This is a genomic window from Herbaspirillum frisingense (genome assembly GCF_047325095.1).
Lineage (GTDB): Bacteria > Pseudomonadota > Gammaproteobacteria > Burkholderiales > Burkholderiaceae_D > Herbaspirillum > Herbaspirillum frisingense.
The window spans coordinates 4,087,010-4,101,421 of sequence record NZ_CP168558.1 but is presented as its reverse complement, the minus strand read 5'-3'; the positions used below and the strand labels follow the sequence as shown (position 1 = coordinate 4,101,421).

The following is a 14,412-nucleotide window of genomic DNA, read 5'->3' as shown; positions in this document are numbered from 1 at the left end:
GTCCTGTCGCCTGCTTCAGTGGGGGGCGTAGGCGGCCAGGAAGGTCTCTACCGCCCGCCCGACCATGCGTTTGATGCGGGGCTTCGAGATGGAGGTCTCCAGCCCCAGCATCATCGGCCTGACCGTCTCGCAATCCAGCAGGGCGCATAGCTGCAGCGTCGCCAGCATGGGGTCGGCCTGCTTCAGGCGGCCGGCCGCCATCTGTTTCTGCATGAAGGCCGCAATGCGCTGCATGCCCAGCTTCGGGCCGTCTTCATGGAAGCGCCGACCAATGTCGCTGCGACCGGCTTCGGCCAGGATCATGCGCTGCGTCTGCAAGGTGCTCTCCTGGCACAGGAAACTGACCGCCTTTTCTCCAAACACGCGCAAAGTGGCCTCCAGGTCTTCCGTTTCCTGGTCCAGCGTCTCCAGCGCCGGTTCTATCTGCTTCTTCGCGACGGCGTGCGTCACCGCCACGAAGAGATCTTCCTTCGATTTGAAATAGGCATACAGGGTGCCCTTGGAGCCGCCGATGCGCGCCGAGATCTCGGCCATCGAGGCGCCTTCAAAGCCCGATTCCTTGAATACGTCAGCCGCCGCCGCCAGGATGGCGTCGCGCTTTTCCTCCGTCTTTACCCGCATTTGCAAATTCCCCGTTGTAATTTCGGTGACATCTCTTTTTCGTACAGATGTGTTCAGTATTGCTTGACTCGCCGAATGGTGTCAACCAATAATACCGTACAGTTCGGTATGGTTATAAATCATTCTTCCCTTTCGGAGAGTTCCTCATGCGCACTTCCCCCATCGTAAAATCCTTCACCGTGCTGGCGATCATCAGTGTGCTCAGTGCCTGCGGCAAGCCGCCAGGCGGTGCACCGCCAGCCGCCGGCACGCCGGTGCTGGGGGTGATGACTGTACATGCCCAGCCGGTGGAGTTGCAGACCGAGCTGCCGGGGCGTACCTCGCCCTACCAGATCGCCGACGTGCGGCCGCAGGTCAACGGCATCATCAAGGCGCGCAATTTCCGGGAGGGCAGCGACGTCAAGTCAGGCCAGGTCTTGTACCAGATCAATCCGGCCAGCTACCAGGCCGCCTATGACAGCAGCGTGGCCGCGCTGGCCAAGGCCGAGGCCTCGGTCCGCACGGCGCGCCTGAAGGCCAGTCGCTACAAGGAGCTGGTGGCCATCAAGGCGGTCAGTCAGCAGGATTACGATGACGCGGTGGCTTCGCTGGGCGAAGCCGAGGCCGATGTCGGTTCGGCGCGCGCCAACGTGCAGACCAGCCGCATCAATCTGGACTATGCCAAGGTCGATGCGCCGATCTCGGGCCGCATCGGCAAGTCCAGCGTGACGGCGGGGGCGCTGGTGACGGCCAGCCAGACCACGGCGCTGACCACCATCCAGCAGCTTGATCCCATCTATGTCGATGTCACCCAGTCCAGTACCGCCTGGTTGAATCTGAAGGAAGCCCTGACCAACGGCGAGCTGCAGAAATCCGGAAACGGTGCAAAGGTGCGGCTGATTCTGGAAAACGGCCGTACCTACGCCCAGGAAGGGACGCTGCAATTCTCGGATGTGACCGTCAACCAGGACACTGGCGCCATCACCTTGCGCGCGGTGTTCCCCAATCCGGGCACGATCCTGCTGCCAGGCATGTATGTGCGTGCGGTGTTGCAGGAAGGCGTACGCCAGCAGGGTCTGCTGGTGCCGCAGCAGGCGGTCAGTCGCGACGGTGCCGGCAAGCCGCAGGCGCTGGTGGTCAATGGCCAGGGCGTGGTGGAGCTGCGAGCACTGGTGACCGACCGCGCCATCGGGGACCAATGGCTGGTCAGCAGCGGCCTCAAGGAAGGCGATCAACTGGTGGTCGATGGCGTGCAGCGGGCCACCCCCGGTGCCAAGGTGAAGGTGGTGCCGTGGTCACCCAAGACCGCCGTGGCCAGCACCACCGCCTCCAACTGAGAAGCGAGGACACATCATGGCTCGCTTCTTCATTGACCGCCCCATCTTCGCCTGGGTACTCGCCATCATCGTCATGCTGGCCGGCGCCGTCTCGGTGCTGACCTTGCCGATTGCGCAGTACCCGGCCATCGCGCCTCCTGCCATCGCCATTACGGCCAACTATCCCGGTGCCTCGGCCAAGACGCTGGAAGACACCGTGACCCAGATCATCGAACAGAAGATGAAGGGTCTGGATCGTCTGAGCTACATGGCTTCCACCAGCGAGTCCTCCGGCACCGTGACCATCACGCTGACCTTCGAGAACGGTACCAACCCGGACACCGCCCAGGTGCAGGTACAGAACAAGCTGTCGCTGGCCACGCCCTTGCTGCCCTCCGAAGTGCAGCAGCAGGGCATCACGGTGACCAAGTCCGCTACCAACTTCCTCAATGTGCTGGCCTTCACCTCCGAAGACGGCAGCATGAGCGGCTCGGACCTGTCGGACTACGTGGCGGCCAACATCCAGGATGCCCTCAGCCGGGTCGACGGCGTGGGGGACACCACCTTGTTCGGCTCACAGTATGCGATGCGGATCTGGCTCGATCCCAACAAGCTCAACAGCTACGGGCTTACCCCGCTGGATGTGAAGAATGCCATCCAGGCGCAGAACGTGCAGGTGTCCTCTGGTCAGCTGGGCGGTCTGCCGGCCGCCGAGAACCAGCAGATCAACGCCACCATCACCGCCCAGACCCGCCTGCGTACGGCCGAGCAGTTCCAGAACATCGTGCTGCGCACCCTCACCGACGGCGCCCGGGTCAAATTGCGTGACGTAGCCCGCATCGAACTCGGGAGCGAGAGCTATACCTCGGTGGGGCGTTACAACGGCAAGCCGGCGGCCGGCCTGGCCATCAAGCTGGCCACCGGCGCCAATGCGCTCGATACGGTCAAGGCCATCGACGCCCGGGTGGCCCAGCTGGAAAAGTTCTTCCCTGCCGGGATGAAGGTGCAGAAGCCCTATGACACCACACCCTTCGTGCGTATCTCCATCGAGGAAGTGCTGCGCACCCTGATCGAAGCCGTGGTGCTGGTGTTCCTGGTGATGTACCTGTTCCTGCAGAATTTGCGTGCCACGCTGATCCCTACCATCGCCGTGCCGGTAGTGCTGCTGGGGACCTTCGGTGTGCTGGCTGCGTTCGGTTTCACCATCAACACCCTGACCATGTTTGCGATGGTGCTGGCCATCGGTCTGTTGGTCGACGATGCCATCGTGGTGGTGGAAAACGTCGAGCGGGTGATGTCCGAGGAGGGCTTGCCGCCCAAGGAGGCGACCCGCAAGTCGATGGGCCAGATCACCGGTGCGCTGGTGGGCGTGGCCCTGGTGCTGGCCGCGGTGTTTGTGCCGATGGCCTTCTTCAGTGGCTCGACCGGCGTGATCTATCGGCAGTTCTCCATCACCATCGTCTCGGCCATGACACTGTCCGTGCTGGTGGCCATCGTGCTTACTCCGGCCCTGTGTGCGACCTTGCTCAAGCCGGCCGCCAAAGGCCATGCGCTGGCCACCAGCGGCTTCTTCGGCTGGTTCAACCGCCAGTTTGATCGCGGCAACCATCGTTACCAGGGCATCGTGCGACACATGCTGGCGCGCGGCTGGCGTTACATGGCTGGTTACGCCGTGCTGCTGGCGCTGGTCGTGACGGGCTTCATGAAGCTGCCGGTGGGCTTCCTGCCTGATGAGGATCAGGGAACGCTGTTCGCCATCCTGCAATTGCCCTCCGGTGCGACCAAGGCGCGCACCGACGAAGTCATCCGTCAGGTCGAGCAGCATTTCCTGGTGGACCAGAAGGATGCGGTCTCGGGTGTCTTTGCGGTCTCCGGTTTCAGCTTCGCGGGCAGTGGCCAGAACATGGGCTTTGCCTTCATCAAGCTCAAGCCGTGGGATGAGCGCAAGGGACCAGGGCTGTCCGTGACCGATGTGGCCGCCAAGGCCGGCGCCGCGTTTGCCGGCATGCGCGACGCCAAGGTGTTCGCCTTCGCGCCGCCGGCGGTGTCCGAACTGGGTAATGCGACCGGTTTCGACCTGATGTTGAAGGACGAGGCCAACCTCGGCCATGCGGCGCTGATGCAGGCACGCAACCAGCTGCTGGCCACCTTGGCGCAGGACAAGCGACTGGTCGCGGTGCGTCCCAACGGGCTGGAGGATACGCCCGAGTTCCGCCTGCAGGTCGATACCGACAAGGCCGGTGCGCTGGGCGTGGCGATGTCGGACATCAATGACACCATCGCCACGGCCTGGGGCAGCAGCTATGTCAACGACTTCATCGACAAGGGCCGGGTCAAGAAGGTGATGCTGCAGGGCGATGCGCAATACCGCATGCTGCCCTCGGATATCGACCGCTGGTATGTCCGCAACAGCGCCGGCACCATGGTCCCGTTCAGCGCCTTCTCCACGGCCAGCTGGACGTCCGGTTCGCCGCGTCTGGAACGCTACAACGGTGTGCCATCCATGGAGATACTGGGTATGGCGCTGCCGGGGGCAGCCTCCAGCGGCCAGGCCATGGCCATCGTCGAGGCGGCACTGGCCAAGATGCCGCCCGGCATCGGCTACGAGTGGACCGGCCTGTCGCTGCAAGAGAAGGCCTCCAGTGGCAAGACCGGCATCCTCTATGCGATCTCGATCCTGATCGTGTTCCTGGCGCTGGCGGCGCTCTACGAGAGCTGGGCGGTGCCGTTCTCGGTGATCCTGGTGGTGCCGCTGGGGGTGTTCGGCGCGCTGCTGGGTGCCATCCTGACCTGGAAGATGAACGATGTCTATTTCCAGGTCGGCCTGTTGACCACCATCGGCCTGGCCTGCAAGAACGCCATCCTGATCGTGGAGTTTGCCAAGGACCTGTACGAGAGCGGCAAGGACCTGGTCGAGGCCACCCTGGAAGCGGTACGTATGCGCCTGCGGCCGATCCTGATGACCTCGATGGCCTTCATCCTGGGCGTGCTGCCGCTGGTGCTGGGCAGTGGCGCCGGTGCCGGCGCACAGCATGCGCTGGGTACGGCCGTGATCGGGGGCATGCTCTCCGGCACGGTACTGGCGATCTTCTTCGTGCCGCTGTTCTTCGTGATCATCATGAAGCTGTTCGCCCGCAAGCCTTCCCCCGTATCGCAGGCCCAGGCCGCGATCTCTCCGGAGCACTGACATGACACCTTCCCTGACCCCGCACACCGCACGCCCTTTCCGTGTACTGATGACGCCTTTGCTGGTGGCCATGCTGCTGGGCGGCTGCACCCTGATGCCGGACTACCAGCGGCCGGCAGCACCGGTGGCCGCGCACTTCTCGGGTTAAACCGGCGCGCCCACCACCACCGCCACCACCGCCACCACCGCCGTGGCCGATATCGGCTGGCGTGACGTCTTCACCGATCCCGCGTTGCAAGAGGTGATCGCACTGGCCCTGGCCAACAACCGCGACCTGCGCGTGGCGGTACTTAATATCGAAAAGGCCCGTGCGCAATATGGTGTGGAGCGGGCGGCGTTGTTCCCGACCATCAATGCCGCCACCAGCGAATCGGCCAGCCGCACGCCAGCCGATCTTTCTGCTACCGGCCGCGCGCTGACGGCGCGCAGCTATACCGCCACGCTGGGTTTCAGTGCCTATGAGCTGGACCTGTTCGGACGCGTACGCAGCCTCAAGGAGCAGGCGCTGCAATCTTTCCTGTCCACCGCCGAGGCGCGACGCAGTACCCAGATCAGTCTGATCGCTGAAGTCGCCACGGCCTGGCTGACGCTGGCGTCCGACCAGGACCGGCTGCGCCTGGCCAAGGACACGCTGGCCAGCCAGAGCAGCAGCTATGCGCTCACGCAGCGTAGTGCCGAACTGGGCTCGGCCTCGGCGCTGACCTTGCGCCAGGCGCAGACCAGCGTGGAGAGTGCGCGGGTGGACGCGGAAAGCTACACCGCCCAGGTCGATCAGGACCGTAATGCCCTGGTGCTGCTGGTCGGCAAGGACCTGCCGCAACGCCTGCTGCCCAACGGCTTGCCGGATACGGCACTGGCCGCCGCCAGTCCGCTGGCGACCATCCCGCCGGGGTTGCCCTCCGAACTGTTGCAGCGGCGGGCCGACATCGTCGAAGCCGAGCGCAACCTGCGTGCGGCCAATGCCAATATCGGCGCTGCGCGCGCGGCCTTCTATCCCAGCATCAGCCTGACTGCCGACGCCGGCACCGCCAGCGCGCGCCTGGCAGGGCTGTTCAAGGGCGGTTCGGGTTCCTGGAGTTTCGTGCCGCAGATTTCGTTGCCGATCTTCGATGGGGGCGCCAACCGGGCCAACCTCGACATCGCCACCGTCAGCCGCGATATCAGCGTGGCGCAATACGAGAAAGCCATCCAGACCGCGTTCCAGGAAGTCTCCGACGCCCTGGCCCAGCGCAATACCCTGGGCCGCCAGCTGCAGGCCCAGGAAGCACTGGTCGAGGCCAGCGGGGAGGCGTACCGGCTCTCGCAGGCGCGCTTCAACAGCGGGGTGGATAGCTACCTGACCCTGCTGGATTCACAGCGCACGCTGTATTCAGCGCAGAAGACCCTGATCGGCACGCAGCTATCGCGCTGGACCAACCTGGTGACCTTCTACAAGACCCTGGGTGGAGGCTGGGTAGAGCGCACAGGAACGCCGGTGGCCAGCGACCTTGCCACCGCTGCACCATGACCTCGCGTGCCGACCGGACCCGCGCCATCCTGCTCGACGCCGCGCTGGCGGCGTTCGCCCGGCGCGGCGTACGGGCCACCACGCTGGAACACGTAGCCGCCAGCGCAGCCTTCACCCGCGGGGCGGTGTACTGGCACTTTCCCGACAAGACGGCACTGGTCAAGGCGGTCTTCGAAGACATGGTCTGGCCTTTCGACATCGGTGGCGAGCTGGCGGTCTATCGCCAGAGCGACCAGCCGCTGCTCCTGCTGCGCGAGGTGCTGTGGCTGAAGATGCTGGATTGCCTGCGTGATGTCCGCCAGCGGCGGCGCATGGAAGTCGTGTTGCGTTATCGCGGCACGCCCGAATTGCCCGAGGAACTGGGTGACCGTCTGGAAATCCTGAGCCTGCGGGCGCTGGATCACCTCACGGCAGTGCTCAATATCGCCTACGAGAGGGGCGAGCTGCGGCGCGGATTGACGCCCATCGATGTGGCGCATTGCCTGGTGGCGGCCTGCATGGGCGTCGTCGCCGAGCACATGGAAGATCCGCAGGCACGCCTGGAGCGCTCCTTCCACCTGGCGCCGCTACTGGTGCTGCAAGGTGCCAGTGCTCTGGAGCCGGAAGAAGCCTAGGCCGGCCAGGAGCCGGCATGCGGAGTGCTGGCACGCGCAATGAGGGTGTTCAGAAAGGCCCGGGCCGCATCGGGCAGGGTACGCCCGGCCAGGGACTGGATTTCCAGTTGCAGGGTGTTCATGTCCTTGTCGCGGATCGGCAGTGCCACCAGTTGCCCCTCGCGCACCAGCCTGCGGATGGGCAGCGCCGCCGAGAAGCCGATGCCATTGCCCGACATCACGAAGCACAGCAGGGCGCTGATGGAATCGGCCGCCATGGTCGGTTCCAGCAGCACGTTGCGACGGCTGCAGCAGGCGTCGATCAGGCGGCGCATGGTGATGTTCTTCTGCGGCATGGCCAGCGGGTAGGGCGCCAGTTCCGAGAGCGTGACCTGGCGCCGATGGGCCAGTTCGTGGTCCGGTCGCATCACCGCCATGATCGGCGCGCGCTGGGCAAACTCGACCTTGATGTCGGGGTCCGGTGCCATGGTGAAGGTCAGGCCCAGATCGACCGCGCCTTCGCGGATCTGCTGCGCCACATGCACCGCATTGCCCACCGTCAGCTGGAAGCGTATGCCCTTGTGCTGGCGGCAGAAATGTTCGATGGCGGCCGGCACGAACTCCAGCGCAAAACCCTCGGTGGTGGCCAGTTTGACCTCACCGCGCCGCAATCCCTTCAGGGCCGCCAGTTCATTGCCGATGCGGTCGGCCTCCAGCTGCATGCGCAAGGCATGCGCGGCCAGCAATTCGCCGGCGGCATTGGGGCGCATGCCGCGTGAAACGCGCTCGAACAGAGGCGTGTCCAGCTCCGCCTCCAGCCGTGCAATCTGGCGGCTGATGGCCGAGGAGGCGACATTGAGCGTGTTGGCGGCCTCGGTGATGGAGCCGCGCCGCACGACTTCGAGGAAGTAGCGCACCGCAGTCTCCTGCAGCACGCGGGTATGGATGATGGACATGCCACGATTGTAGATCGGTTTGCCGATTCGGCAATCAGTTATTCGAAAACTTGTACTTGTGGCAAACCATGGGCCGGCTTAGGATGAATCCACGAATCGACGGCGTGCGACCGTCGTCATGCCGGAAGGGAATGCTTCATGGATGCTGCAGTAACGAAGGGCAAGTACAAATACCTGGTGCTGGTCTTGCTGTATCTGGGCTGGTGCGTCTCCTACATCGATCGCGCGGCGATCACCTTCGCGGCCACGCAGATCGCTGGCGAGTTCCAGCTGAAGCCGGCCGAACTGGGCGTGCTGCTGTCGAGTTTCTTCCTCGGTTATTCATTGCTGCAACTGCCGGGCGGCTGGCTGGCCGACCGCTTTGGTTCGCGCCCGGTGATTGTCATCGCCATCCTGCTGTGGTCGCTCTTCACGGGCGTGACCGGCATGGCCTGGTCCATCACCAGCCTGGTGGTGATCCGCTTCGTGTTCGGCATGGGCGAGGGCGCCTTCCCGGCGGCCAGCGTGAAGGGTGTGGCCGAGCATTTCACCCGCGAGGAACGGCCCAAGATGTCTTCGCTGCTGATGTCGTCCAACTATGTGGGCAGCATGCTGGCGCCGCTGCTGATTGCGCCGCTGATCCTGCATTTCGGCTGGCGGGCCGTGTTCCATACCATCGGTATCGCCGGTCTGGTGTTTGCGCTGGTGTACTGGTTCTGCGTGCGTCCGGTACGCCATGGCGCGGCGGGCAGCAAGGCCATCAACAAGGCCGCCTTCAAGGCGCTGCTGCAGATGCCGCTGATGTGGCAGATCGTGGCGGTGTGGTTTGGCCTGTCCATCATCAACAAGGGCCTGGACAGCTGGATGCCGACCTACCTGATGACCGTGCGCGGCCTGAACCTGAAGGCGGTCGGCCTCTTGCTGCCCTTGCCCTACATCATGGCCGGCCTGTCTACCGCCATCGGCGGCTGGGTGATGGTGCGCTTCTTCGACGGCCGCGAGAAGATCCTGCTGATCGCCAGTTCTCTGCTGACGGCGGTGTTCGTCTATTGCATGTACACCGCCGCCACGGTCGAGGGTGTGATCGCCTGGCAATGCCTGGCCTACTTCTTCAAGTCCTTCGTGCTGGCCACCTGCATCGCGCTGCCGACCAAGATGCTGCAGGCGCAACTGGTGGGCAGCGGCGTGGGCATGGTCAACCTGGGTGGTCAGATGGCCGGCTTCATCTCGCCGCTGGTGATCGGCTTCCTGGTCAGCGCCTTCGCCAACTATGACTACGCCTTCGGCTTCCTGATCGCGGCGGCCCTGTTCTCGGTGCTGGTGAGCCTGTTCATCCGCACCACCAAGACCGCCGGCCAGATGCAGCCGGCCTGAACCAAACCAAGGGAAAAGCATGCAAGAGAACATCGTCGAAAAAAGCGCGGTCGAACTGCGCCGGCTGATCGGCAGCCGGCAATTGTCCCCGGTTGAATTGCTGGAAGCCTGCATCGCCCGCATCGAGACCATCAATCCGCACATCAATGCCGTCACCGCCACCTGCTTCGAGCGCGCCCGGGTCGAAGCACGCGCCGCCGAGCAGGCCGTCATGGACGGCCTGCCGCTGGGCCTGCTGCACGGTCTGCCGATCGGCATCAAGGACCTGGAAGAAACCGCAGGCCTGTTGACCACCTACGGCTCGCCACTCTATCGCGGCAATGTGCCGGAGCGCGATAACGCACTGGTGGCACGCCTGCGTGCAGCCGGGGCGATCGTCGCCGGCAAGACCAACGTGCCGGAGATGGGGGCCGGTGCCAACAGTCGCAATACGGTGTGGGGCGCCACCGGCAACCCGTTCAATCCGCTGTTGAATGCCGGTGGTTCCTCAGGCGGTTCGGCTGCGGCGCTGGCGACCGATCTGCTGCCGCTGTGTTCGGGTTCGGATACCGGCGGCTCGCTGCGCATCCCTGCGGCCAAGTGTGGCGTGGTGGGCTTCCGTCCTTCGCCGGGACTGGTGCCGAGCGAGCGCAAGATCCTGGGATGGACGCCGATCTCGGTGGTCGGTCCCATGGGCCGTGATGTTGCCGATACGGTGCTGCAACTGCGCGCCACCATCGGTCTGCATGCCAGCGATCCGCTGGGCTATGCGGTCAGCGACAGCGAGTTTGCGGCCTTGCCGGAGATCGACCTGGCGCAATTGCGGATCGGCTATACCGAGGACTTTGGCGTGTGCGAGGTCGATGACGGCATCCGCCAGGTATTCCGCGACAAGATCGCCGCCATCACCGGTCTGGTGAAGGTGTGCGAGCCGGTGCAGGTGGACATGGGCGAAGCGCACCGCGCCTTCGACGTGATCCGGGCCGAGGCCTTCGTGGCCGGCTTCGAGGCCGCCTACCGGCGCGACCCGTCCTCGCTGGGCCCCAACACCCGCGCCAACTACGAGATGGGCGCGGCGATGAGCCTGTCCGATTGCGCCTGGGCGCAGGGCGAGCAGACCCGTATCTTCCGGCGCTTCCAGCAGCTCTACGAGCGCTACGACCTGATCGTTTCGCCGACCACGCCGGTCTCGCCCTTCCCGTGGAGCGAGCTGTACCTGAAGGAGGTCAATGGCGTGGCGCTGGAAAACTATTACCGCTGGCTGGCCCTGACCTACGTGGTCACGCTGGCGACCAATCCCTCGATCTCGCTGCCGTGTGGACGCGACCATCGCGGCATGCCCTTCGGCTTGCAGGTCACCGGCCCGTTCCGGGGCGATGCGCGCCTGCTGGGCTGTGCGGCGGCGCTGGAGCAGGCCTTCGACGGCGACGTCGCGCTGCGCCGGCCACGTCCCGATATCGCCCAACTGAAGACGGTGCAGGCGCCGCTGAAGTCCATCGTCACGCATCCGCCTATCTTCGAGGGGCAGGCAGCCGGTGCGGCGGGTGGCCCTGCCGTCTGAGCTGCAGTGACCAATCAATCTGAAACCGTTCGGACCGAGTAGGCCAGTCAGGGCCGTATCGAAGGCGCTACCCAGCACGAACGGTGAGCGTCTTTCTGATCTTGGTGAAACCTTATTTTTTATACGATTAGCGCAAACATGAACCCTATCCAACGTTTCAATACCAATGCCCGCATGAGCCAGCTGGTCATCGCCAACGGCTTCGCCTTCGTCTCCGGCCAGGTGCCGGACAACGCCGGCGCACCCATCCCGCAGCAGGCCAGCGAAGTGCTGGCCAAGATCGATGCGCAGTTGCAGGCGCAGGGCATCTCTCGCGAGCAGATCGTCTCGGCCAATGTGTGGCTGTCCAGCCCGGATCATTTCGCCGCCTTCAATGCGGTGTGGGAAGCCTGGGTGCCGGCCGGCCATGCACCCACGCGGGCCTGCGTGCAGGCGCTGCTGATGCTGCCGGGGCTGGATGTGGAAGTGGCCGTCGTGGCCGCGCTCTGATCAATCGCCGGGAGCATGAGCATGAGCGCAGCAGAGCGGGTGGACTACCTCATCATCGGTGCCGGCATTGCCGGCGCTTCCATCGCCTACTGGCTGGCGCCGCATGGCAGCGTGCTGCTGCTGGAGCGCGAGTCGCAGCCGGGCTATCACAGCACCGGCCGCTCGGCCGCGCTCTACATGGAAAGCTACGGGCCGCCGCAGGTGCGGGCGCTGACCTGCGCCAGTCGTGCCTTTTTCGACCACCCGCCCGAGGGCTTTGCCGAACACCCCTTGCTCACGCCGCGTGGTGCGCTGTTCTATGCCGGTGCGGCCCTGCAGGCCGAGCTGGATGAGCACGAAGCGCTGGTGCGCTCGGTATCGGACAAGGTACAGCGTCTGGATCGCGAGCAGACCCTGGCGATGGTGCCAGTGCTGCGCGGGGAAGACCTGATCGGCGCGGTCTATGAGGAAGATGCCAGCGACATCGACGTGCATGCCCTGCACCAGGGTTTCCTGCGTGGTGCGCGCGCGGCCGGTGCCCGGCTGCTGTGCCATGCCGAGGTGCAGGCCATTGTGCGAGACGAGGCTGCACAGGAGTGGCAGGTCGGCACCTCCCAGGGGCCGTTGCGTGCCGGGGTGGTCATCAATGCCGCCGGTGCCTGGGCCGATCAGATCGGCAGTCTGGCCGGAGCCGCCAGCATCGGTCTGCAACCCTGCCGTCGTTCTGCCTTTACCTTTGCGGCGCCGCCTGACAGCGCCCACTGGCCGATGTTCATGCCGGTGGACCAGGCGTTCTACATCAAGCCCGACGCCGGCCTGCTGCTGGGGTCCCCGGCCAATGCCGATCCGGTGCCGCCGCAGGATGTGCAGGCCGAGGAACTGGATATCGCCATTGCCATCGACCATATCCAGAACGGCACCACCCTGGAAATCCGCCGGCCTGCGCATGTCTGGGCCGGTCTGCGTTCCTTTGTGGCCGATGGCAGCTTCGTCGGTGGCTACGATGCACAACTGCCGGGCTTCTTCTGGGCGGCCGGGCAGGGCGGCTATGGCATCCAGTCCGCCCCCGCGGCCGGCGAAGCCTATGCGGCACTGGTGCGCGGCCAGTCGATACCGGAGCATATCGCCCGCTTCGGCGTGCAGGCCGACGCCCTGAGTCCGGCCCGGATCGGCTGAGGCCGCGGCCTTTGCTGATGCCTGTGCCGGTCGCCTTGCCATCGACGTCAGGCGTCAGGCCGAGGCATCCCCGGACCGCCCATCCTGCCCGGCCTTGCCACTGACCACCGTGTGAGGCGCCTGGTAATCCGCAACGCGGTCGCGTCCATCGTCCTTGGCCCGGTACAGCGCCCGGTCGGCGCCGGAGAAGATGTCCTCGATGCGGGTCTCCGGACGCGGCACGCAGGTGTACACACCCGCACTGATGGTGACCACGCCATGGGCGTTGCCTTCATGCGGGATCGCCAGCGCCCTGACAGCGTCCACCACCTTCTGCGCAATCCTGTGCGCTCCGGCAAGGTCGGTATCGGGCAGCAGGATGGCAAATTCCTCTCCCCCATAACGGGCCGCCAGGTCGCCTTGCCGGCGCTGCGCAGTCTGCAGTGTGCGGGCGATGTCCTGCAGGCAGTAGTCGCCCTGGATGTGGCCATAGAGGTCGTTGTACTTCTTGAAGTAATCCACATCCAGCATCACCAGTGACAGCGCGCTCTTGCTGCGGCTGGCATTGCGCATCACCAGTTGCAGCTGTTCATCCAGGTAGCGCCGGTTGGGAATGCCGGTCATGCCATCCAGCATGGCCTGGGCGCGCAGGTTCTCGGTGAGCAGCTTGAGGGACAGGTTCTTCTTTTCGATTTCATCCTCGGCGCGATCGCGCATGCGGACCACGCGCAGCAGGTAGGCGGTCAGCAGACCGATGATCAGGGCCGCGGCGACGATCACCAGCAGTTGTGAAGCCTGGGCGGCGTGCCAGTCGGCCAGCATCTCGTCGTGGGCCAGGGCGGCGCTGACGAAGAGCGGATAGTCCGGCACCCCCGTGACGTAATGCAGCCGTCGTATGCCGTCCTGCATCGAATTGATGTCGGCCCAGCCGGAGGAGCGTTGGCGTACGTGATCCCGGTAGAGCGGCAACTCCACCATGTTCTTGCCGAGGAACTGTTCGCCATAGGGACGGCGCAGCAGCATCACGCCGTCGCGGCTACCCAGTAGCAGCGAGCCTTGTGCCCCGATATTCACCTCGTCGAAGAGACGCTGGAAATGCTCCAGACTGACGCCCAGCCGGAATTCTCCGGCAGGCTTGCCCTGACGCATGCGCGTGCGGGCCAGCGGGATCACCCAGTGACCGGTGACGCGGCTGATCATCGGCGCGCCGATCTTCAATCCGCCTTCCGAGATCGATGCCGGCCCGTCGGGACTGGCTGAGAGGGCTGTGGCGGACATATTGTCGCCAGCCGGCCAGCGTTGCAGGACGCGACCTTGCTCGTCGATGACCAGCAGGGTGTCCATCTCGGGAAAGAGGCGGCTCTGTCGATTGAGCAATTCCTCCACCAGCTTGCGCATGTCACGCCGATCCAGCGGATTGTTGTTGTCCAGTGCGGCGATTTCCTGCAGCAGCAGGTCGGCGGCGCGAACACTGAGATTGACCTGGGTGGCAAGACCGGTGGCGATATTCATGGTGGCCGTCTGCCCCGACTTGAGCGCCGCCTGGCGTCCGGCCAGGCTGCCGTTGAGCAAGGCATAGCCGAACATGGCACTGCCCAGGATGGCCAGCACGATGGACGTGATCCTGACCTTGTTGTTGAGACGTTTGAGGGGCATGGCGTTTCTCCGCGGTGACAACGGGTCAATCATGTCAACTTGAAATCAAATTAATCAAATTAACCAATTGTATTTTAGCGC

At 64.7% G+C, this 14,412-nt stretch carries 10 protein-coding genes and 1 pseudogene; 8 read left to right on the top strand and 3 right to left on the bottom strand.

Features of this window, described 5'->3' with window-relative positions; all coding sequences use genetic code 11:
* Positions 1-15 precede the first annotated feature (15 nt).
* Positions 16-621, bottom strand: coding sequence for a TetR/AcrR family transcriptional regulator (locus ACEOAC_RS18845; RefSeq protein ID WP_077237762.1), 606 nt, complete (start codon positions 619-621; stop codon positions 16-18).
* 146 nt (positions 622-767) lie between these two features.
* On the opposite strand from ACEOAC_RS18845, the gene ACEOAC_RS18840 reads away from it, so the two are divergent.
* The 4 genes and pseudogenes from ACEOAC_RS18840 (at position 768) to ACEOAC_RS18825 (ending at position 7,224) form a co-directional block, all read left to right on the top strand.
* On the top strand, positions 768-1,937 hold the full coding sequence (locus tag ACEOAC_RS18840; RefSeq protein WP_413444810.1) for an efflux RND transporter periplasmic adaptor subunit: 1,170 nt from the start codon (positions 768-770) through the stop codon (positions 1,935-1,937).
* A gap of 16 nt (positions 1,938-1,953) precedes the next feature.
* Positions 1,954-5,103 carry an efflux RND transporter permease subunit gene (locus ACEOAC_RS18835; RefSeq protein ID WP_413444811.1) on the top strand — a complete coding sequence of 1,050 codons (3,150 nt, stop codon included), beginning with the start codon at positions 1,954-1,956 and terminating at the stop codon, positions 5,101-5,103.
* Between the two features lies 1 nt (position 5,104).
* A pseudogene (gene adeC / locus ACEOAC_RS18830) lies at positions 5,105-6,610 on the top strand (AdeC/AdeK/OprM family multidrug efflux complex outer membrane factor).
* Entirely contained in the window at positions 6,607-7,224 is a 618-nt protein-coding gene (locus tag ACEOAC_RS18825; protein WP_413444487.1) for a TetR family transcriptional regulator, read from the top strand. Before adeC ends, ACEOAC_RS18825 begins: the two are co-directional and overlap by 4 nt.
* Here ACEOAC_RS18825 and ACEOAC_RS18820 read toward each other — a convergent pair.
* Positions 7,221-8,159 (bottom strand): LysR family transcriptional regulator, encoded by a 939-nt coding sequence (locus ACEOAC_RS18820; RefSeq protein WP_413444488.1) that lies wholly within the window; start codon positions 8,157-8,159, stop codon positions 7,221-7,223. The two genes, ACEOAC_RS18825 and ACEOAC_RS18820, sit on opposite strands and share 4 nt — an antisense overlap.
* A gap of 138 nt (positions 8,160-8,297) precedes the next feature.
* Between ACEOAC_RS18820 and ACEOAC_RS18815 the strand changes: the two genes are divergently transcribed.
* The 4 genes from ACEOAC_RS18815 to ACEOAC_RS18800 all read left to right on the top strand — a co-directional run bounded on the left by ACEOAC_RS18815 (position 8,298) and on the right by ACEOAC_RS18800 (position 12,696).
* Positions 8,298-9,512, top strand: a complete 1,215-nt coding sequence (locus ACEOAC_RS18815; RefSeq protein WP_413444489.1) for an MFS transporter — start codon at positions 8,298-8,300, stop codon at positions 9,510-9,512.
* Between the two features lie 19 nt (positions 9,513-9,531).
* Entirely contained in the window at positions 9,532-11,052 is a 1,521-nt protein-coding gene (locus tag ACEOAC_RS18810; RefSeq protein WP_413444490.1) for an amidase, read from the top strand.
* Positions 11,053-11,190: 138 nt separating this feature from the next.
* Positions 11,191-11,541 carry a RidA family protein gene (locus tag ACEOAC_RS18805; RefSeq protein WP_077237767.1) on the top strand — a complete coding sequence of 117 codons (351 nt, stop codon included), beginning with the start codon at positions 11,191-11,193 and terminating at the stop codon, positions 11,539-11,541.
* Between the two features lie 21 nt (positions 11,542-11,562).
* A complete protein-coding gene (locus ACEOAC_RS18800) occupies positions 11,563-12,696 on the top strand; it encodes an NAD(P)/FAD-dependent oxidoreductase (RefSeq protein ID WP_182994202.1) in 1,134 nt (377 codons plus the stop codon).
* Positions 12,697-12,750: 54 nt separating this feature from the next.
* Here the strand turns inward: ACEOAC_RS18800 and ACEOAC_RS18795 are convergent, their stop codons facing one another.
* Entirely contained in the window at positions 12,751-14,331 is a 1,581-nt protein-coding gene (locus ACEOAC_RS18795; RefSeq protein ID WP_413444492.1) for a diguanylate cyclase domain-containing protein, read from the bottom strand.
* Positions 14,332-14,412 lie beyond the last annotated feature (81 nt).

What these genes read in the sequence shown, in the direction of transcription:
- ACEOAC_RS18820 (WP_413444488.1), bottom strand. Translation starts at nt 8,159, where the DNA reads ATGTCCATCATCCATACCCGCGTGCTGCAGGAGACTGCGGTGCGCTAC.
- ACEOAC_RS18825 (WP_413444487.1), top strand. Translation starts at nt 6,607, where the DNA reads ATGACCTCGCGTGCCGACCGGACCCGCGCCATCCTGCTCGACGCCGCG.
- ACEOAC_RS18805 (WP_077237767.1), top strand. Translation starts at nt 11,191, where the DNA reads ATGAACCCTATCCAACGTTTCAATACCAATGCCCGCATGAGCCAGCTG.
- ACEOAC_RS18795 (WP_413444492.1), bottom strand. Translation starts at nt 14,331, where the DNA reads ATGCCCCTCAAACGTCTCAACAACAAGGTCAGGATCACGTCCATCGTG.
- ACEOAC_RS18800 (WP_182994202.1), top strand. Translation starts at nt 11,563, where the DNA reads ATGAGCGCAGCAGAGCGGGTGGACTACCTCATCATCGGTGCCGGCATT.
- ACEOAC_RS18845 (WP_077237762.1), bottom strand. Translation starts at nt 621, where the DNA reads ATGCGGGTAAAGACGGAGGAAAAGCGCGACGCCATCCTGGCGGCGGCG.
- ACEOAC_RS18815 (WP_413444489.1), top strand. Translation starts at nt 8,298, where the DNA reads ATGGATGCTGCAGTAACGAAGGGCAAGTACAAATACCTGGTGCTGGTC.
- ACEOAC_RS18840 (WP_413444810.1), top strand. Translation starts at nt 768, where the DNA reads ATGCGCACTTCCCCCATCGTAAAATCCTTCACCGTGCTGGCGATCATC.
- ACEOAC_RS18810 (WP_413444490.1), top strand. Translation starts at nt 9,532, where the DNA reads ATGCAAGAGAACATCGTCGAAAAAAGCGCGGTCGAACTGCGCCGGCTG.
- ACEOAC_RS18835 (WP_413444811.1), top strand. Translation starts at nt 1,954, where the DNA reads ATGGCTCGCTTCTTCATTGACCGCCCCATCTTCGCCTGGGTACTCGCC.